The sequence below is a fragment of the Streptomyces phaeofaciens genome (genome assembly GCF_014648915.1).
Taxonomy (GTDB): domain Bacteria; phylum Actinomycetota; class Actinomycetes; order Streptomycetales; family Streptomycetaceae; genus Streptomyces; species Streptomyces phaeofaciens.
This window is the reverse complement of the sequence record NZ_BMSA01000004.1, coordinates 197987-216070: the sequence shown is the minus strand read 5'-3', so window position 1 is coordinate 216070 and position 18084 is coordinate 197987. Positions and strand designations below refer to the sequence as shown.

The following is an 18084-nucleotide window of genomic DNA, read 5'->3' as shown; positions in this document are numbered from 1 at the left end:
TGATCGGCATCCAAAGAATCTATTTCCCAGATTACGAGAGGGGGGCCAGATTAGTGCCATCGCAACCAGGAGGACATGCCCGTGAAACCCGCAGCCCCTACCGCGTCCTTCTCCGGACCCTTCGCCCTCGGCACCTTTTCCGCCCCTGAACAGGAACTTTTCCCCGGCCTGGTGACGCCCGAGAGCCGCGTGCTGGACCTTCGCGCGGCGCTCGGCGAGCCCGCCCTGACGGCCAGGGGCCTCTTCGAACGCTGGGAGGAGGTGCTGCCCCGTCTGCACGAGCTGGCGGGGGACGCCTCCGTGGACGGCTGGCGGCCGCTCGACGGCCTGCACGTGCACGCCCCGGTCGAGCCGCGCCAGGTCTTCCAGTCCGGGGCCAACTACCGCCGGCACGTGATCGACCTGGAGCTCGCCCACCGCTCGCCCGACGATCCGCGCACCGCCGAGGAGGCGCGGGCGGAGATCGCCGCGGTCATGGACCGGCGGGCGGCCGAGGACCTGCCGTACGTCTTCATCGGTCTGCCGAGCGCGATCACCGGCCCCTACGACGACGTCGTCCTGCCGTCCTGGGCCGAACAGCCGGACTGGGAACTGGAGTTGGCGGCCGTCATCGCCCGGCCCGCCTACCGGGTCTCCGTCGAGGAGGCCCTCGACCACGTCGCCGGGTACACCATCGCCAACGACCTCACCGACCGCGCGACCGTCTTCCGCCGGGACATGAAGGCCATCGGCACCGACTGGCTGCACTCCAAGAACGCTCCCGGGTTCACCCCGCTGGGCCCGTGGATCGTGCCCGCCGCGCAGCTCACCGACCCCGGTGACCTGCGGGTCACCTTGAAGTTGAACGGCGAGACCATGCAGGACGAGTCCACCAGGGACATGATCTTCGGCGTCGCGCGGATCGTGTCGTACGCCTCGCAGGCGGCCCGGCTGCTGCCCGGCGACCTGGTGCTGACCGGATCCCCGGCCGGCAACGGCATGCACTGGGGACGGCTGCTGCGGGACGGCGACGTGATGGACGGTTCCATCACCTCCCTCGGCGCCCAGCGCACCCGCTGTGTCGCCGAGGAGACCGCGTCATGACCTTCCCCCACGACCGCACCGACCCCGCGGGCGCGATCGCCGCGACAGCCAAGTCCGTCTCCAACTGGGGCCGTTGGGGCGAGGACGACGTCCTCGGAACGCTCAACTTCCTTGACGAGGCCAAACGGCGGGAGGGCGCGGCCCTCGTACGGCGGGGGGTGAGCTTCTCCCTCTCGCAGAGCTTCGACATGAACGGGCCCCAGAAGGGCTGGCGGCGACGCACCAACCCGGTGCACACCATGCTGGACACCGGCACGGACGCCGCGCTGGGCAACCAGGGCTTCCCGCACGGGATCGGCGGCGCCGACGACGTGATCGCGATGCCGTTGCAGTGCTCCACCCAGTGGGACGGCCTCGGCCACATCTTCGACCACGGCAGGGCCTGGAACGGACGGCGGGCGGAGAAGGTCGTCACCGCCGACGGCGACCTCGTGACCGGCATCGAGCACATGGCGCCGTACGTCGCCGGGCGCGGAGTCCTCCTCGACGTGGGCCGAGTGATCGGCGAGAACGGCGAGTTGCCCGACGGCTTCGCCGTCACCGAGGACCACCTGACCGTGACGGCCGAGGCGCACGGCGTGTCGGTCGGCCGCGGAGATCTCGTCGTCGTCCGCACCGGGCGGCTCGCCCGCGCCCGGCGTGAGGGATGGGGCGACTACGCGGGCGGTGACGCCCCCGGGCTGTCGTTCACGACGGCCGGCTGGCTGCACCGTACCGAGATCGCCGCGATCGCCACCGACACCTGGGGCTTCGAGGTGCGGCCCAACGAGTTCGACAGGGCCTTCCAGCCGCTCCACCAGGTGGCCATCCCGCACATGGGCCTCCTCATAGGGGAGATGTGGGACCCCGACGCGCTCGCGGCCGACTGCGCGGCGGACGGCGTGTACGCGTTCTGGCTCACCGCCGCGCCCCTGCCCATCACCGGAGCCGTGGGCTCCCCGGTCAACCCGATCGCCGTCAAATAGCCCGCCTCGCCCCCGCGCCGGTCGCCGTCGAGCAGCCTGTCTCGCCCCCGCGCCGGTCGCCGTCGAACAGCCCCTCTCGCCACCGCACCCGTTCGCCCTCAAGCGGGCGCCGGAACAAGGGAGTTCCCTATGCCCCACACCCGCTCGGTCCTCGTCGTCGGCGGCGGCGCCTCCGGCAACGCCGTCACCGTCCTGCTGCGCCGCGCAGGCCTGCGTGTCGACCTGATCGAGGCCAGTCCCGACTGGAACGCCACCACCGGCTCCGGCATCACCCTCCAGGGCAACGCCCTGCGCGTCCTGCGCCGACTGGGCGTCTGGGAGCAGGTCGAGGCCTCCGGATTCGCCTACGGATCGCTGGGCGTGACCGCCCCCGACGGCACCGTGCTGTTCGTCAAGGAGGACATGAGGACGGGCGGCGACGACCTGCCCGCCACCCTCGGCCTCCAGCGTCCGCAGCTCCAGCAGATCCTCATCGACGCCGTCCGCGCCTCCGGCGCCACCGTACGCCTCGGCACCACCGCCGAAACCCTGGACCAGGACGCGGACGGTGTCCTCGTCCGCTTCAGCGACGGCTCCGAGGGCCGCTACGACCTGGTGATCGCCGCAGACGGCCTCAACTCCGCCACCCGCGCCGCGATCGGCATCACCGACCGGGCCGAGCCCGTCGGCATGGCCATCTGGCGCGCCCCCGCCCCCCGCCCCGCGAGCGTCACCCGCACCGACCTCACCTACGGCGGCCCCGCCTACATCGCCGGCTACACCCCCACCGGCGAGCACACCGTCTACGCCTACGTCGTCGAGGCGTGCCGGGACCGGAACACCATCGACCCGTCCCTCTACGCGGACGAGATGCGCCGGCTCGCCGAGCAGTACGGCGGAGTCTGGCCCGAGATCGCCCAGCACCTCACCGACCCGGCGAAGGTCAACTACACATGGTTCGACCGGCTGTTGGTCGAGAGCTCCTGGCACCGCGGCCGGGTCGTCCTGGTCGGCGACGCCGCCCACTGCTGCCCGCCCACCCTCGCCCAGGGCGCGGCCATGTCGCTGGAGGACGCCTCGGTCCTGACCGATCTGCTCACCAGCGGCCGGCCCTGGGACGACGAGCTGTTCCAGGCCTACCACGACCGACGCGTCCCGCGCGTGCGGACCGTCGTCGAGGCGTCCGTGCAGCTCTGCCGATGGCAGTTGGACGGGGAGCGCGACGCCGACATGCCCGGACTGATCGGCCGGACCATGGCCGTCCTGAAGGAGCTGCCGTGACCGCGCCCACCGTCGACGTCCACGCCCACGTCCTGCTGCCCGAGGTCGAGGCGCTCGTCGCCGGCCTCCCCGGCCTTGCCGAGGCCAGGGCACTCGACGCCCGCCGCAACGGCCCGGCCTCCCTGGCCGTCAGCGGCCCGATGGTCGCCGAACGCGTCCCGAAGCTGACCGACGTCGCGGTACGGCTGGCCGCGATGGACGCACGGGGTGTCGACGTCCAGCTGGTCAGCCCGTCCCCCTCGCACTACCACTACTGGGCGGACGAGGAGACGGCCGAGCGGCTGTACCGGCTGGCCGGCGAGGCGACGGCCGCGCACTGCGCGCAGGCCCCCGACCGGCTGCACGGCCTCGGACTCGTCCCCCTCCAGCATCCGCGGCTGGCGGTCCGCGCCCTCGAACACGCCCTGGAACAAGGCCTGTCGGGCGTCGAGATCTCCTCCCACGCACCCGGCAGGGAACTGTCCGACCCGGCCTACGAACCCTTCTGGGCCAGGGCCGCCGCGACCGGCGCGATCCTCTTCCTGCACCCCTTCGGCTGCACCCTCGACGAGCGCCTGGACCAGTGGTACCTGTCCAACGTCGTCGGCCAGCCCACCGAGAACGCCGTCGCCCTGTCCCACCTCATCTTCTCCGGCGTCCTGGACCGCCACCCGGACCTGCGGATCATCGCCGCGCACGGCGGCGGCTACCTCCCCACCCACATCGGCCGCTCCGACCACGCCTGGTCGGCCCGCTCCGACGCGGGTGCGGGCTGCGCCCACCCGCCCAGCAGCTACCTCAGGCGTCTGTACTTCGACTCCCTCGTCCACGACCCCCACGGGCTGCGGGAGCTGATCCGCGTCGCCGGCCCCGACCGGGTGCTGCTCGGCTCCGACTTCCCCTTCGACATGGGCACCGAGGACCCGGTCGGCGCGCTGCGCGCGGCCCGGCTGCCCGATGCCGACTTCCACGCCGTACGAGGCGGCAACGCCGCCGCCCTCCTCCGGAAGGACTGACCCCATGCGTCTGCTCACCCATCTGCGGCACGTCGACCTCGCCGTGCCCGACTACGACGAACAGCTCGACTTCTACGCCGGCGTCTGGGGCCTGACGAAGGTCGCCGAGGACTCCGGCATCTCCTTCCTGGCCGCCGAGGGCTCGCCCGAGCACTACGTCGTCCGGCTGCGCAGGTCCGACGAGAAGCGGCTCGACCTCGTGTCGTACGGCGCCGCGAGCCCGGCCGACGTCGACACGCTCGCCGAACAACTCCTCGCGGGCGGCGTGCGGTTGATCTCCCGGCCGGGCACGATCGACACCCCCGGCGGCGGCTACGGCTTCCGGTTCTTCGACGTCGACGGCCGCACCGTCGAGGTCTCCGCCGACGTCGAGGTCAGGCGGCACCGGAAGATCGAGGAGAAGGAGTCGATCCCGGTCAAGCTGTCGCACGTCGTCCTCAACTCCCCGGACCTGAACCGGACCCGGGAGTGGTACGAGCGCCACCTCGGCTTCCGCCTCTCCGACACGCTCATGCACCCGCGCATGGGCGAGGCCATGCACTTCATGCGGATCAGCAACCAGCACCACTCCATGGCCATCGCCCAGGGCCCGCACACCGCCCTGCACCACATCTCCTTCGAGTTGCGCGGCATCGACGAGTACATGCGCGGCACCGGCCGCGTGATCCGCTCCGGCGCCCGCAAGCTCTGGGGACCGGGCCGGCACCTTGCCGGCGACAACACCTTCACCTACTTCCTGGATCCGCAGGGCAACACCGTCGAGTACACGACGGAGCTGGAGCTGCTGGACGAGGACACCTGGCACCCGCACGTCTACGACTTCTCCCGGCCGGAGGTCACCGACCAGTGGGGTACCGCGAACGCGATGAACGAACTTGTCGCCAAGGAGTCGTTCAACGACGTCGACCGCGGCTGTTTCGTCGCCCCGCCGGTCTGATCCCCCGAGTCGTCTGGAGCCGCACATGCGTTTCGCCACCTACGAACACCGGCATCGACGCCGGGTCGCCGTCGTCGACGAGGACGGCACCCTCCACCCGGTCCCCGGTGCACACTCGCTGACCGAGCTGATCCGGTCCGGCGACGGCCTGGACGGGCTGCTCCGCCTCGGCGCCGCCACCCTCGACGTCCCGCCGGGCCCTCATGTGTCGGAGGTACGGCTGCTGCCGCCGCTGGAACCGCCCACCGTGCGGGACTTCGTCACCTTCGAGGAACACGTCGAAGGCGTACGGCGGTCCGTGGACGGCGTGGCCGGTGTGCCGCAGGCCTGGTACGACGCCCCGACCTTCTACTTCACCAACCCCTACGCGGTCGTCGGCGCCCACGACGACGTACCCGTGCCCCCGGGCAGCACCGTCCTCGACTTCGAGCTGGAGGTCGCCGCCGTCGTCGGCCGGGAGGGGCGGGACCTCACCCCCGAGCGGGCACGGGACCACATCGTCGGCTACACCGTGTTCAACGACTGGTCCGCGCGCGACCTCCAGTCCCGTGAGATGCAGGTCCGCCTCGGCCCCTGCAAGGGAAAGGACACCGCCGCCACCCTCGGCCCGTACCTGGTCACCGCCGACGAACTGGAGCCCCACCGGGACACCGAGGGATTCCTGCGGCTCGCGCTCACCGCCGCCGTCAACGGCGAGATCGTCGGCGAGGACCTGCTGTCCAACATGAGCTGGACCTTCGAGGAGATGGTGGCCTACGCCTCACGCGGCACCCGGGTGCGCCCCGGTGACGTCCTCGGCTCCGGCACCTGCGGCAACGGCGGCTGCCTGGCGGAGTTGTGGGGCGTACGGGGCGCGCAGGACCCGCCGCCGCTGAAGCCGGGGGACACCGTCACCCTCACCGTCGAGGGCATCGGCACCACCTCCAACACCGTGGTCGCCGGCGCCGATCCGGTGCCGATCCCCTTCGCCCGCCGCCGCGGCCGGGAGCGGCCATGAGCACCCCGAGTCCCCGGAGGCTGCTGGGCAAGGTCGTGGTCGTCACCGGCGCGGCCCGCGGCCAGGGCGCCGCCGAGGCCGCGGCCCTGGCCCGCGAGGGCGCCCGCGTGATCGCCACCGACGTCCACCCGGACGGTGACTGCCGCCCCCTCGACGTCACCAGCGAGGACGACTGGGCCCGCCTGGCCGCCTGGCTGAGGGAGGCGTACGGCCAGGTGCACGGCCTGGTCAACAACGCGGGCGTCACCTGGCGCGCCCGCCTCGGCGACGTACGGCCGGTCGACTTCGACCGGGTCCACGCCGTCAACGTCACCGGCCCCCTGCTGGGCATCCAGCATCTCGCGCCGCTGATGCCACCCGGTTCCTCCATCGTCAACGTCGGCTCCACCGCCGCGCTCACGGGCCACTATCCCGTCGCCTACACGGCCAGCAAATGGGCTCTGCGGGGGCTGTCGAAGAGTGCCGCGACGGAGCTGGGGCCGCGCGGCATCCGCGTCAACACCGTCCACCCGGGATTCATCGAGACCGACATGACCGCGTCGGCCGCGCCCGCCTTCCGCGAGGCCAACGTCCGCGAGACCCCGCTCGGTCGCACCGGCACCGTCGACGAGGTGGCCCCGCTCGTGGTGTTCCTCCTCTCCGACGAGGCGTCCTTCATCACGGGCGCCGAGATCCCCGTGGACGGCGGGCTGACCGCTCACGGCGGCGTCAAGTCCGTCTCGGACGCGCTGCGCCCAGGGGAGTCAGGACATGGACGGACGCCGAGGCCGCACTGATCCCGGGCGCGTGCGACACCTCGCGGGTGACGAGCGACCCGGCGTGACCGGCGACCACGCGCAGGCGGCCGGTCAGCGCGCCAGCAGGTCGATCACGCCCGTCAGGCCCTCCTCGCCGCTGCCCTCGGCGAGGCGGCGGCGCATCAGGGCGAAGTAGGGACTGAGCAGTTCGGGGCTGACGCCCTGCTGCTCGGCGGTGCTCAGGAAGGTCGGTGTGCCGGCCACCTGCATGGCCAGCGGGGAGACGACCCCCTTGGTGTAGTCGCCGCTGCGCAGCTGTTCGGCGGTCTGGTGCACGGCCGGGGCCATCGCGACCAGCCAGTCCGCGAGCAGCGGGGCGAGCGACGCGGGGTCGATGTCCTCCTTGCGGATCAGGGCGAAGGCGTGCGCGGCCCCGGCGAACATCCCGTACATGGCGCTGAGCAGGGCCACGTCGTACAGGGCCGCGAAGCCCGCGTCCTCACCGACGTAGGTGGTGCCGGCCGGGACGCCCAGCGTCTCCCGGTGCCGCTCGAACAGGTCCCGGGAGCCGCTGTAGAAGACGTAGCCGCCGGCTTCCGGGACGCCGATCATCGGGGGGACGGCCATGATCCCGCCGTCCAGGTGGCGGGCGCCGCGCTCGCGGGCCCACTCGGCGCGGGCGCGGGCCCGGGCAGGGGTGCCGGTGGTGAGGTCGACCAGGTCCCTGCCGGCCAGGTCGGTGCCGGCCAGCACCTCGTCGACCGAGGCGTCGTCCAACAGACACAGGACGATCAGGGAGTTCGCCGCGACCGCCTCGGCGGCGCTGCCCGCGACCCGCGCCCCCTCGGCGGCGAGGGCCGCCGCGCGGGCGGGGGTGCGGTTCCAGACGGTGAGCGGATGGCCGGCGGCGAGCCAGGCGCGGGCCAGCGCGCCGCCCATCGTGCCGAGGCCCAGCAGGGTGAGGGGTGTCTTCTCAACAGGGTGCTGTGTCATGCCGGTCAGGCTGCTCGCAGTCCCGTACGTGATCAAGTACGTACTTCGGAGTGGGTGGTTACCCTGGGGTGAGCGAGCACGTCAAAGGGGTGGGGCATGACGACGCTGAACCGGCCGGGCGCACCAGACGGACACGTCTGCGGGATCGACACCGCGATGGAGGTGATCGGCGGCAAGTGGAAGGTGCTGATCCTCTGGGCGCTCCACGAACACCCCCACCGCCGCTTCGGCGAGCTGCGCCGGCTGCTCCCCGGGGTCACCGAGAAGGTGCTCGCCTCCCACCTGCGCGAGATGGAGGCGGACGGTGTCGTGCGCCGGGTCTCCTACGACGAGGTGCCGCCCCGCGTCGAGTACTCGCTGACCGAGGACGGCACCCGCCTCAACGACGCACTCCGGCCGCTGGCCGCCTGGGGACGCGAGCGGCCCGTCGGCTGAGGGCCGAGGAGAGAGCGGTCTCAGTCGGGCCGTTGGGTGCGGTTCTCGTGAGCCAGCCCGTCCGGATGGGCGGCCGTACGCGGCCCGGGCGCGAGAGGAAGCACCAGAGCCCGGAGCACGAAGGCGTCCGACGGCCGCAGACCAGGACGGTCCGGCGGTCGACGGACCGCACCGATGTCCTGCCAGCCCCACGACAGGAAGGCGTCGCAGGCCGCCGAGTCGGCTTGGTCCACCAACGTCGCCCCGAGCGAGGCGTGGTGGTCGGCGAGCAGGCGGTGCTGGAGTCGGCGGGCCAGGCCCGGGTCGTCCGTGTGAGGGTGCACCAGGGTCTCGGTGATCGCGAAGACGTGTCCGGATGCGGTGAGTTGTTCGACGCTCCGCGGAAGGGGTCCGTCGAACCCCCGCCACCACGTTCCCTCCCGCCGTACCGGGAATCCGTAGGCACACCCGGCGAAGGCCGTGCTCTCCGCTATCAGCAGGGCGAAGCCCGGGCGCCGGATTGCCCCGGTCAGCCGCCGTAGAAACGCCTCCCGGCCCCGGTAGTCCTCGCCGGGCTGTGCCCGGGAGGACTCCACGTACAGATCGGCCAGGTCCTCCTTGAGGGTCTCGGCCTGCCAGCGGTTCAGCCGGCGCAGGCGTAACGCGTCCATGGCAGGCGGGGGGCTTCCCTCGCCGTGCGGCGGCTGCTCCCGCCGGGGCGGGGTCGTCACAGCGCACCGCCCACGGCGACAGGAACCCGATGAGATCGTGCGCGACCGGTGAGTACCGGGTGCAGCAGGAAGCCGGTGCCGGTGATCTCGATGACGCGGGCCATGGTCTGCGACGGGTAGTGCAGTCGCAGGGTCATACCGGCATCCGTGACGAGCCGGAACGCCGTGAGGAAGGCGTTGAGTCCGCTGGCACCGCAGAAGGTGACCGCCGTGAGGTCGACATCGATGCTACGGATGCCGTCGGGCAGGCATTCGGCCAGCGCCTTGCTCACCTGCGGTGCCGTGGCCAGGTCGATCTCTCCCGCGAGGGTGATCAGAGCGCGGGTGTCGCGGTCGTGCCGGTAGACGTTCAGTTGGGGAGGGGGCATGGCTCCTCTGTTCGGACGCATGAGGTGTGGGTGGGTGGGCGTGCGTCAGTCGTCCCGTACGGCCGTGACCATCACGGCCACAGCGCCCGGATGCGTCGTCCGCGGAGGGATCACCAGGAAGAGGAAGTGCTCCTGGTCACCCTGAGTGACGATCACGGTGTCGTCGGCTGGGGGGACCGTGGGGACTCACTCCACTCCCTTCCGGCTGCGGCGTCCCCGCGAAGTCGACGGGGAGCGGCCGCGCTGGAAGGGCGCGATGCTGTCGCTGTGCTGCCGGTTGGCCAGGTGGATGAGGAGCACGCCCAGAGCGATCATCGCCATGACGACGACAACGGTCACGAAGGCTTCCACGGTCCTCACCTCCCCATCGGCGGATTCGGGGTCGCGACAGGTGCGGCGGCTCGCTCTCCGTCCCCGGCCATGACTGCCGGGATCCGTGGCCGTACGGCCGGATCGTGGGCCTCATGTCCGCCTTCGGAGTCCCAGACCGCCTCCACGGCCCGGTCGGTCTCGGACACCGTCCGCAGACGCGCCGCCTCCTCCATCAACCCGCTCGCGGTCGACGTGCCCAGTGGGTCGCTCGCGGCGGCCATCAGCCAGTCGGCCGAGACCTGATCCGTCCTCGGCGGAACCACCAGCAGGTTCCACCGGCCCACGTGGTACGAGAGCAGCAGCAGTTCGTGCGGATCCTGCTCGGCCAGGAACCAGCCCACGTTCACCGCATGCCCGGCGACGGGCACCTTGCGCGGGACGACCGGCCAGTGGGTGGGGTTCACCGTGACCCGGGTGATCCACCCCCACAACGGATCCAGTACGGCTGTGAGGGCGGGAAGTTCCGCCGTCAGATCGCGGGAACGGGGCCACCATGCGCCGTCCAGGAGAGGCGGCGCGGCGTCGCCGGGAGCCAGCGACAGACGGAGCGGGGACGGAGAGGGGGAGGACGACGACGACAACCGGTCTTCGAGTGTCGGCGAGAAGGAAATGGTCGCAGTCATGACGCGAACCCTGCCCCGGGGCGACCGCAGCCGGCCCGGCCTATTCGATCGCCGAAAACGACACGAGCGTGGTAGCCGGTGCGCGAAATATCCTCGGTAGGTTCAGCCTACTCCTCGGTTGGCCGAACGGACCGTGGCACCGGGGGATGAACCGCCCCCTGGGCTCTGCGGACGAACCGTCCCCCGAACCCAGGCGGCGGAATGCCGTGCAAGAGCTCAATTATGCGGGACTGTCATGATCCGTCGGCTCGACGCCCACGGCGCCCGGCGGCGGAATCCGCCTCCACCTCACGGTGGACACCGCTCGCGCAGCAGAGCCCGGAATGGACACGGGTGCCGCGAAATACCTGATGCCCGAAATGCGCACCAGGAATAGCATGAAAGCGGGTCGGCACACTCTCACGTGCGACCGGCCCGGAAGGGCGACCCCGGTGTGTATACGCCGGGGTCGTTGGGAACACGACCACGGCGCCCGCCGGGCAAGCCGGGGTGTCGGGCGCCGGCGCCTTCAGGCCGGCACCGCCCCGCACCGGCCGCGGTTCGACGAGGCCGGGGCGCCGGGCCGGCCCCCTCGCCGTCCCGCCCGGCGAACACCGCGTGGACCCGGCAGCCCCACGAGCTCCCCAGGCAGATCGCGCCCCGGGACGAAGGGAAGCAAGCAGCGATGACGGACGGTGGGCGAAAGCCGGGCAGGATCGGAGTGGACCGGTCGGAGGGGTTCGGCGAACGACTGCTGGGTGTGCTGCTGGACCGGGCCCACGAGATGCCGCCGGAGTTGATCGCCCCGCTCGTCGCGGAAGAGGTGGCCAGGGTCGGCGGGCGGGAGGTCTCCATCCTCCTGCAGGACTACGAACAGGTGTTGCTGGTGCCGCTGTCGGGCCGGGGGCTGAGGGTCGGCGGCCCCGAGCCGGTCGAGGACTCTCCCGCCGGTGAGGCCTTCCTGAGCCGCAGAACGGTAGAGGTGCCGCAGGACGGCAGTGTGCGCATGTACCTGCCGCTGCTGGACGGAAGCGACCAGATCGGAACGATGGCCGTCACCCTGGACAGGGTCGATGACGACGACCGGCGACTGCTCCGCAGACTTGCCGGTCTGGTCGCGGACATGATCGTCACCAAGGACGCCTACACCGACCTGTTCTTCCGGGCCCGCCGCAGCGCCCCGATGAGCGTGGCCGCGGAGATCCAGTGGTCGTTGCTGCCCCCACTGTCGATGACCGTTCCCCAGGTCGAGGTGGCCGGGATCCTGGAGCCCGCCTACGACGTGGCCGGCGACAGCTTCGACTACGCCCTCAACGGCGACGTCCTTCACGTGGCCATGATCGACGCGATGGGCCACGGGCTGGACGCGGCGACCATGGCGACAGTGGCCATCGGCGCCTATCGCCACACACGACGGGCCGACACCGATCTGTCCGAGGTGTACGCGTTCATGGACAGGGCCATCGATCAGCAGTTCGGACCCGACCACTTCGTCACCGCGCAGATGATGATCCTGAACATCACCACAGGCCGGCTGCAGTGGGTCAACGCCGGCCATCCGGCCCCGCTTCTGATCCGTGACCGCGCGGTGGTGGACCGGCTGGAGAGCCCGACCACGTTGCCGGTCGGCTTCGGCGGTGAGGATCCGGTGGTCAGCGAGCGGACGCTGCACCCGGGGGACCGGCTGCTGTGCTTCACCGACGGTCTGATCGAGGAGCACCAGGCCGGCGGGGAGCAGTTCGGTGAGGAACAGCTCGTCGAGTGGACCAACCGGATTCTCCGCGACCGCACCGAGGTACGGGCGGTGGTGCGAGCCCTCTCCCACACCCTGAAACAGGAACGTGGCGGCACCACGAGCGACGACGCGACCATCTTCCTCATCGAATGGCGAGGCGGCGACGCCGACCATCTCGCCGCCCTCGACCGAGCCCGCGACGAAGGCCCGCCGAGCCTGGACCGGTGACGCGACCCCACGCCTCGCCAGGCCGAAGCGGCCGCACGCGACCGGCCACGCTCGACCGGTGGAGCGGGCTGCACCGCCGGCTCGGGGGGCCTCGTGGCGCGGGGCCGGTCGTGGGATCGTTGACCCCACCGGGCAGACGAACAGCCCTGAGCGACCGCCGCCCCCGCCCACCGCGCCGACGACGGGGAGATGATGGTCCGTATGCTCATCCGTATCGACGCCGTCGACCTGCCCGGCCGCACCCGTGCGGCCCCCGCCGACAGCGACGGCCCCTCGTACGTCGACATCCATGTCGCCGTGCAACGCCGCGACCGTCCGGCCGAAGTCCTCGAACCACAGCCCGGCGACGCCGCGTCCGCGACCTGGACCCTTCAGTGCACCGCGACCTCCACACCCGACGGCATCGAGGTGACAGGCCCGTACGTGCAGGACCGTCTGGGCCGCCGGTTCGTCTACCTGTCCTGGGGCACGGTCGACGACTCGGGCGTCTTCTCCATGTTCCGCCGCGCCAAGCTCATGCTGGACGCCGTCCCCTCCGACGTGCTCGCGGCCGCCGCGCACGACGGCCTGCTGGTAGGACGCCTCGGCCTGACCGACTCGCACGGCGGCCCCCTGTGCGCACGTGTCGAGCCCCCGCACATCACCTGGACCGCCGAACCCGCCGGTCAGGACGGGCTGTCACCTCGACTGGGGGCAGTACGGGGTTCCCGGTAGCGCCCACAGCCGGAGAAGCCCCCGCCGGGCGGCCTGACAGCACCGCCCGACTATCATGACCTGCGGCCGCGCACGGCGCCGGGAGGGGGAAATGAGCGTGAGATCCGACGGTCCGAGTGTCGCGGGGCGAACCATCGGGACTTCACCTCCCGTACTGCGGCACCTCGGTGCCATGCATCTGAGCGGCGCCATACTCCTGCTCACGTTCCTGGTGCCGCCGTTCTGGATGCTGGACGCCGGCTACACGACCCCGCCGGGCGATCCCACCGCGGACGCTCCTTTCCTCCTCCTGCTCGCCGTGCCGTCGGCCTGCGTCGTCTTCCATGTGCTGGTGCAGATTCCGGCGGGGCTCCTGGGCACCTGGCTGGGCGGAAGCCGTACGACACCGGTCCGGTACGGGAGCGCGGTCGCCGTGGCCGGCGCGCTGAGCCTGCTGCTGTTCTGGAGCGTGGGAGGGAACGCCTGGGGCAGCATCGTGCCCGCCTGGGCCGACGCCATGGCGCGCGGATCACTCGGACTGGCCGGATACATGTGGGTCGTGCGGGTGCTGCCCGGATCCGCGCGGCACAGGCAAGGCTGATCGACGGACTCCGGCGACGGGTCACCGGAGTCCGGAACGCGCACTCGGCACGGCCGCCTTGTCCTGCCCTGCGACGGTACCGTCGAGGCGGGCGACCCGCGGCCCTGCCGGTGGCGGTCAGCAGTACAGGTTGGCGCCCGCGGAGGTGCCCAGGATCTGCACGAACCGCTGGTAGGCGTCGACGCGGCTCTGCACCTGCGCGGGATTCTTGCCGTCGCACTCCAGGGAACCGTTGATGCTGCGGATCGTCTGGCCGAACCCGGCGCTGTTGACCATCGCGTTGTGGGGTGTCATCGTGCCCGGTCCCGACTGCGTGTTCCAGTACCAGAGCGCTGTCTTCCAGGCGATGGACGCGTTGTTCTGCACGAGGTTCGGGTTGTTGAGCAGGTCGATCCCGAGCGCGTCGCCCGCCGCCTTGTAGTTGAAGTTCCAGCTGAGCTGGATGGGGCCGCGGCCGTAGTAGGCGGCCTGACCGGCCGGGCAGCCGTAGGGCTGGCTCCAGTCGCAGTAGTGCGGGTAGTTGGCGGTGTTCTGCTCCACGACGTGGACCAGCCCGCCGGTCTCGTGGTTGACGTTGGCGAGGAAGGCCGCGGCCTCCCGCTTCTTGACGGTGTCGCTGCCGGTGGTCGCGAAGCCCGGGTAGGCGCTGAGAGCCGCCTTGAGGCCGCTGTAGGTGTAGAAGGAGTTCCGGCTCGGGAACATCTGGTTGAACTGGGCCTCGCTCACGACGAAGCCGCCGGAGGGGTCCGTGGAGCCGCCGTCACAGGCGTACGGCTCCCAGTACCAGGTGCTGATGACGGGGTCGTAGCCCGGGTTGTCGTGCTCGGCGATGTAGGCCTTGCCGTCGGTGTACCGGACGATGTCACCGGTGCGGTACGCCTTGCCGGCCGTCCAGCTCGGGTAGCTGGAACAGGCGGCGGCGGAGGCGCCCGCGGCCGGAAGCAGCACGGGTGCGGCGGTTCCGACCACGATCGCGGCCATGAGGGCGGAGAGGCGACGTTTTGACACAGGATCAATTCCTTCACAGTGCCAGGCCGCACCCGGAGACAAGGCGGAGCCTTGAGCGCACGCGCCGACAGGGCCGGCCACGGCTCCGGGGCGGCCGCGGTGGGGGGTGTGGAGGCACACTCAATCGCTTTGGTCTGTACCAGTCAAGGGTGTAGACCAATTGGATTCGGGGGGCGTCGACACGGAAGTGCCCTGACCTGGCGGGACGTTGGCGAAGTCGGATGCGGTGGGCCGGGGCGGCGGCATTCTCTGCGCGAGCTTGTCGCCCTCGGCGTCGAGGTCGGGCAGAAGCCGGTTCAGCCCGGCGGGGATCCACCAGGCCTTCGCCTGTGCGATGGCCATCGTGGCCGGGATGAGGGTCATGCGGATCACGAACGCGTCGACGAGGATGCCCGTGGCCAGGGCGAAACCGGCCTGCTTGATCATGGGTTCGGGGTTGAACACGAATCCGGCGAAGACCGAAACCATGATGGTCGCCGCCGCGACGACGACGGTGCCTGCGCGAGCGAAGCCGGCGACGGTGGCGTCCACCGGGGTGGCGCCGTGCACATGGGCCTCGCGCATCGAGGTGACCAGGAACATCTGGTAGTCCATCGCGAGCCCGTACAGCACACCGGTGATGATGATCGGCAGCAGGCTGACGACCGGCGAGGTGGCGTCCAGCCCGATCAGGCCCTGGAGCCAGCCCCACTGGAAGACGGCGGTGGTGAGGCCGAAGGTGGCGCCGATGCTCAGCAGGAAGCCGAGGGTGGCCGTCACCGGGACCATGAGGGACCGGAACACCAGGAGCAGCACGACCAGGGAGAGCCCGAGAACCGTGGCGACGTAGAGGGGCAGGACGTCGGCGAGCCGGTCGGACACGTCGATCGCGAGCGCCGTGAAGCCGGTGACGCCGACGGTGACGCCGTGCTCGGCGCCGAGCCGCTCACTCTTGTCCCGTACGGCGGTGACGAGGTCCTGGGTGGCGTCGTCGTTGGGGCCGCTGCCGGGGACGAGCGTGAGGACGGCGGTCGTCCCGGTGCCGTTGACCCCGGCCAGTGACACCGAGACCGCGCCCTCGGTGTCCCGCAGCCCGGAGGCGATCGCGGTGAGCGCCGCGGGGGCCAGGGGGCGCTGCCCGCCCGCCGAGGCGACGGCGATCATGAGGGGGCCGTTGTAGCCGGGCCCGAAGGCGTCGCTGACCACGTCGTAGTTCTGGCGCTGCGCCGTGCCGGTGTTGTAGCCGGCTCCGGAGGGCAGCCCCATGCGCATGTCCGCGGCCGGCACGGCGAGGATCGCGGGGACGAGGAACGCGGCCGCGAGGGCGGCGTACTTGCGGCGGACCAGGCCCGCACCCCAGCGTGTCCCCAGGGTGCGCCGCGCGTCTGTCGACCCATGCCGCGCCTCGCGCCGTGCCCGGTCGGGGCAGACGCGTTCCTTGATCAGCCCCAGCAGCGCCGGCAGCAGGGTCAGGACGAGCAGGACGGCGACCGCGATCGTGGCGGCGGCGACGACGGCCATCGTGCTGAGCAGGGTGATGCCGACGACCAGCAGCCCCGCCAGGGCGATGACGACGGTGCTGCCCGCGAAGAAGACGGCGCTTCCGGCGGTGCCGGTGGCGCGAGCGGTGGCCTCGTGGGCGTCCAGGCCGTCTTCGAGGATGAGCCGGCGTTCCCGGCTGACGATGAACAGGGCGTAGTCGATGCCGACGGCCAGCCCCAGCATCAGGGCGAGGACCGCGGTGAGGGAGTGGATCTGGAAGACGGTGGAGAAGGTGAAGGCGCCGCCCACGCCGATCGTGACGCCCACCAGGGCGATGATCAGGGGCAGGCCCGCCGCGACGACGGAGCCGAGGGTGACCAGCAGGACCAGGGCCGCCACGCCGACGCCGACGATCTCCCCCACCCCGATGATGTCCGGGATCTCCATCATCGAGGCCGACGGCAGAACCTCCAGCCCGCCTCGGGCGGCTCGCTGTTCGGCGGCCCTGACGGTGCTGTCGATCGTCCCGGAGGGCAACTCGTAGGTCTGCTCGTCGAACGGGAACTGCATCAGGGCGGTGGAGCCGTCGGCGGAGACGACGACTCCGGGCACCGGCCGGCCGTCCACCAGGAACGGAACCGGGGCCTTGTCGGAGGACGTCGGCCCCGAGGCCGGCGCAACGGCCGCCTGTGCGCGCAGCAGCACGCTGTCGCTCTTGGCGGCCTCCTCGGCGAGGGCCTCCCGTACGTCGATCACATGGTCGTGGCGGTACACGGCGTCCACGGCCGCGATCAGCGCCGCCCCCGTCCTCGCGCCGTCGACCCGGGCGCCGTCCGGCGCCCTGAACGCGAGCATGCCCTGGCCCCCGGACGCCTCCGGCAGGGCCGTGGCGAGTTCGTCGATGACCTTCTGCGACGGGGTGCCGTCGATACGCACCTCGTTGCTCACCCTGACCGGGCCGGCCGTCAACAGCCCCACGACGGCGGCCACCACGGCAAGCCAGCCGGCGATGACGTACCACGGTCTGCCGTAGGCGAACCTGCCCAGCCTGTACAGCACAACGGACACAACTCTCCCCTTTCCGGGCGCTCCGGCGGACAGCGGCGCGCTCCGAAGTGAGAGGGTACTATCGAAGTGATAGTCAACTATCACCCGTGGGCTGGATAGCCTTGGGCGCAGACCAGGGAGGAGCCCCACATGGCGACCACGAACGACCGCGCCCCCCGGCGCAGAGTCGACGCACGCTCCAGCGCCGAACGCATCACCGCCGCCGGACGCACCGTCCTCGCCGTGGGCGAGGGCTCCCTGGAACAGATCGCGGCCGAAGCGGGCGTGGGCATCGCCACCCTCTACCGGCACTTCCCCAACCGTGAGGCGATCGTCCGGGCCGTCCTCGACGACATCCTCGAGACGGACCTGCTCCCGCTCATCGACGGCGCCGCCGAGACCACCCGCCCGCGCCGGGCCCTCCAGGACATCGCCACCCGCCTCCTCGACCTGATCACCGAGGAGAAGGGCCTGGTCACCTTCGCGAGCAACTTCGCGGACGTCGCCGTCGACGCCATCCGTCGCTTCAGCGACTCCCTCCAGCCGCTGCTGCTGCGCGCCCAGCGGACGGGTGAGGTCCGCGCCGACCTCACCCCGCAGGACATCCCCCACATCCTGGTCATGGCCGTGGCCGGCCTCGCCCTCCCCGGCACCGCGCCGTCCGTACGCGCGCGGTACGTCGCCCTGCTCTTCGACTCTCTCAACCCCGCCAACGCGACCCCCCTCCCCGCGCTGTCCGCCGGGGAAGGAGACCTGCGCGCCGCGGTCGGCGGCGTCTCACCCGGCCGCCCCGCGGACGCCTGACGGCGCACGGCACGCGTCGGACGGCACACCGCATATGGCGCACCCGCATGCGG

19 protein-coding genes are annotated in these 18084 nt (G+C 71.5%); 12 read left to right on the top strand and 7 right to left on the bottom strand.

Annotation, left to right across the window (positions count from 1 at the left end; translation table 11 throughout):
• Window positions 1–75: 75 nt before the first annotated feature.
• The 7 genes from IE275_RS10645 (at window position 76) to IE275_RS10615 (ending at window position 7013) form a co-directional block, all read left to right on the top strand.
• Window positions 76–1083 carry a fumarylacetoacetate hydrolase family protein gene (locus tag IE275_RS10645; RefSeq protein WP_189710172.1) on the top strand — a complete coding sequence of 336 codons (1008 nt, stop codon included), beginning with the start codon at window positions 76–78 and terminating at the stop codon, window positions 1081–1083.
• Window positions 1080–2048 carry a cyclase family protein gene (locus tag IE275_RS10640; RefSeq protein WP_189710170.1) on the top strand — a complete coding sequence of 323 codons (969 nt, stop codon included), beginning with the start codon at window positions 1080–1082 and terminating at the stop codon, window positions 2046–2048. Before IE275_RS10645 ends, IE275_RS10640 begins: the two co-directional genes overlap by 4 nt.
• A 129-nt stretch (window positions 2049–2177) precedes the next feature.
• Window positions 2178–3308, top strand: a complete 1131-nt coding sequence (locus IE275_RS10635; protein WP_189710168.1) for an FAD-dependent oxidoreductase — start codon at window positions 2178–2180, stop codon at window positions 3306–3308.
• Window positions 3305–4303: an amidohydrolase family protein gene (locus tag IE275_RS10630; protein WP_189710165.1), complete on the top strand. Its 999-nt coding sequence runs from the start codon at window positions 3305–3307 to the stop codon at window positions 4301–4303. The genes IE275_RS10635 and IE275_RS10630 overlap by 4 nt, the downstream gene beginning before the upstream one ends.
• Window positions 4304–4307: 4 nt before the next feature.
• Window positions 4308–5240, top strand: coding sequence for a VOC family protein (locus IE275_RS10625; RefSeq protein WP_189710162.1), 933 nt, complete (start codon window positions 4308–4310; stop codon window positions 5238–5240).
• Between the two features lie 25 nt (window positions 5241–5265).
• Window positions 5266–6237 carry a fumarylacetoacetate hydrolase family protein gene (locus IE275_RS10620; protein WP_189710160.1) on the top strand — a complete coding sequence of 324 codons (972 nt, stop codon included), beginning with the start codon at window positions 5266–5268 and terminating at the stop codon, window positions 6235–6237.
• Window positions 6234–7013: an SDR family NAD(P)-dependent oxidoreductase gene (locus tag IE275_RS10615; protein ID WP_189710158.1), complete on the top strand. Its 780-nt coding sequence runs from the start codon at window positions 6234–6236 to the stop codon at window positions 7011–7013. The genes IE275_RS10620 and IE275_RS10615 overlap by 4 nt, the downstream gene beginning before the upstream one ends.
• Window positions 7014–7085: 72 nt before the next feature.
• Here IE275_RS10615 and IE275_RS10610 read toward each other — a convergent pair whose 3' ends face one another.
• A complete protein-coding gene (locus IE275_RS10610) occupies window positions 7086–7967 on the bottom strand; it encodes an NAD(P)-dependent oxidoreductase (protein WP_189710156.1) in 882 nt (293 codons plus the stop codon).
• 96 nt (window positions 7968–8063) lie between these two features.
• On the opposite strand from IE275_RS10610, the gene IE275_RS10605 reads away from it, so the two are divergent.
• Window positions 8064–8402, top strand: coding sequence for a winged helix-turn-helix transcriptional regulator (locus IE275_RS10605; protein WP_189710154.1), 339 nt, complete (start codon window positions 8064–8066; stop codon window positions 8400–8402).
• Between the two features lie 20 nt (window positions 8403–8422).
• Here the strand turns inward: IE275_RS10605 and IE275_RS10600 are convergent, their stop codons facing one another.
• The 4 genes from IE275_RS10600 to IE275_RS10585 form a co-directional block, all read right to left on the bottom strand.
• Entirely contained in the window at window positions 8423–9052 is a 630-nt protein-coding gene (locus tag IE275_RS10600; protein WP_229870191.1) for a hypothetical protein, read from the bottom strand.
• A gap of 56 nt (window positions 9053–9108) precedes the next feature.
• On the bottom strand, window positions 9109–9480 hold the full coding sequence (locus IE275_RS10595; RefSeq protein WP_189710150.1) for an STAS domain-containing protein: 372 nt from the start codon (window positions 9478–9480) through the stop codon (window positions 9109–9111).
• A 186-nt stretch (window positions 9481–9666) separates the two neighbouring features.
• A complete protein-coding gene (locus IE275_RS10590) occupies window positions 9667–9831 on the bottom strand; it encodes a hypothetical protein (protein WP_189710147.1) in 165 nt (54 codons plus the stop codon).
• Window positions 9832–9836: 5 nt separating this feature from the next.
• Window positions 9837–10475 (bottom strand): DUF5994 family protein, encoded by a 639-nt coding sequence (locus IE275_RS10585; RefSeq protein WP_189710145.1) that lies wholly within the window; start codon window positions 10473–10475, stop codon window positions 9837–9839.
• A 664-nt stretch (window positions 10476–11139) separates the two neighbouring features.
• On the opposite strand from IE275_RS10585, the gene IE275_RS10580 reads away from it, so the two are divergent.
• The 3 genes from IE275_RS10580 (at window position 11140) to IE275_RS45870 (ending at window position 13711) form a co-directional block, all read left to right on the top strand.
• Window positions 11140–12417, top strand: coding sequence for a PP2C family protein-serine/threonine phosphatase (locus IE275_RS10580; protein ID WP_189710143.1), 1278 nt, complete (start codon window positions 11140–11142; stop codon window positions 12415–12417).
• Between the two features lie 201 nt (window positions 12418–12618).
• Window positions 12619–13131: a DUF5990 family protein gene (locus IE275_RS10575; protein WP_229870190.1), complete on the top strand. Its 513-nt coding sequence runs from the start codon at window positions 12619–12621 to the stop codon at window positions 13129–13131.
• Window positions 13132–13303: 172 nt separating this feature from the next.
• On the top strand, window positions 13304–13711 hold the full coding sequence (locus tag IE275_RS45870; protein ID WP_229870189.1) for a hypothetical protein: 408 nt from the start codon (window positions 13304–13306) through the stop codon (window positions 13709–13711).
• A gap of 117 nt (window positions 13712–13828) precedes the next feature.
• Here IE275_RS45870 and IE275_RS10565 read toward each other — a convergent pair whose 3' ends face one another.
• Window positions 13829–14719, bottom strand: a complete 891-nt coding sequence (locus IE275_RS10565) for a glycoside hydrolase family 19 protein (protein WP_189710139.1) — start codon at window positions 14717–14719, stop codon at window positions 13829–13831.
• Window positions 14720–14839: 120 nt separating this feature from the next.
• The gene (locus tag IE275_RS10560; protein WP_189710137.1) at window positions 14840–17248 is read right to left on the bottom strand and encodes an MMPL family transporter; all 2409 of its coding nucleotides are present in this window, start codon (window positions 17246–17248) and stop codon (window positions 14840–14842) included.
• Between the two features lie 129 nt (window positions 17249–17377).
• Between IE275_RS10560 and IE275_RS10555 the strand changes: the two genes are divergently transcribed.
• Window positions 17378–18031, top strand: coding sequence for a TetR/AcrR family transcriptional regulator (locus IE275_RS10555; RefSeq protein WP_189710135.1), 654 nt, complete (start codon window positions 17378–17380; stop codon window positions 18029–18031).
• Window positions 18032–18084: the final 53 nt, after the last annotated feature.

Excerpts from the sequence above, each read along its gene's own strand:
- IE275_RS10645 (WP_189710172.1), top strand. The coding sequence starts at position 76 with ATGCCCGTGAAACCCGCAGCCCCTACCGCGTCCTTCTCCGGACCCTTC.
- IE275_RS10640 (WP_189710170.1), top strand. The coding sequence starts at position 1,080 with ATGACCTTCCCCCACGACCGCACCGACCCCGCGGGCGCGATCGCCGCG.
- IE275_RS10635 (WP_189710168.1), top strand. The coding sequence starts at position 2,178 with ATGCCCCACACCCGCTCGGTCCTCGTCGTCGGCGGCGGCGCCTCCGGC.
- IE275_RS10625 (WP_189710162.1), top strand. The coding sequence starts at position 4,308 with ATGCGTCTGCTCACCCATCTGCGGCACGTCGACCTCGCCGTGCCCGAC.
- IE275_RS10620 (WP_189710160.1), top strand. The coding sequence starts at position 5,266 with ATGCGTTTCGCCACCTACGAACACCGGCATCGACGCCGGGTCGCCGTC.
- IE275_RS10615 (WP_189710158.1), top strand. The coding sequence starts at position 6,234 with ATGAGCACCCCGAGTCCCCGGAGGCTGCTGGGCAAGGTCGTGGTCGTC.
- IE275_RS10610 (WP_189710156.1), bottom strand. The coding sequence starts at position 7,967 with ATGACACAGCACCCTGTTGAGAAGACACCCCTCACCCTGCTGGGCCTC.
- IE275_RS10605 (WP_189710154.1), top strand. The coding sequence starts at position 8,064 with ATGACGACGCTGAACCGGCCGGGCGCACCAGACGGACACGTCTGCGGG.
- IE275_RS10600 (WP_229870191.1), bottom strand. The coding sequence starts at position 9,052 with ATGGACGCGTTACGCCTGCGCCGGCTGAACCGCTGGCAGGCCGAGACC.
- IE275_RS10595 (WP_189710150.1), bottom strand. The coding sequence starts at position 9,480 with ATGCCCCCTCCCCAACTGAACGTCTACCGGCACGACCGCGACACCCGC.
- IE275_RS10585 (WP_189710145.1), bottom strand. The coding sequence starts at position 10,475 with ATGACTGCGACCATTTCCTTCTCGCCGACACTCGAAGACCGGTTGTCG.
- IE275_RS10580 (WP_189710143.1), top strand. The coding sequence starts at position 11,140 with ATGACGGACGGTGGGCGAAAGCCGGGCAGGATCGGAGTGGACCGGTCG.
- IE275_RS10575 (WP_229870190.1), top strand. The coding sequence starts at position 12,619 with ATGCTCATCCGTATCGACGCCGTCGACCTGCCCGGCCGCACCCGTGCG.
- IE275_RS45870 (WP_229870189.1), top strand. The coding sequence starts at position 13,304 with ATGCATCTGAGCGGCGCCATACTCCTGCTCACGTTCCTGGTGCCGCCG.
- IE275_RS10555 (WP_189710135.1), top strand. The coding sequence starts at position 17,378 with ATGGCGACCACGAACGACCGCGCCCCCCGGCGCAGAGTCGACGCACGC.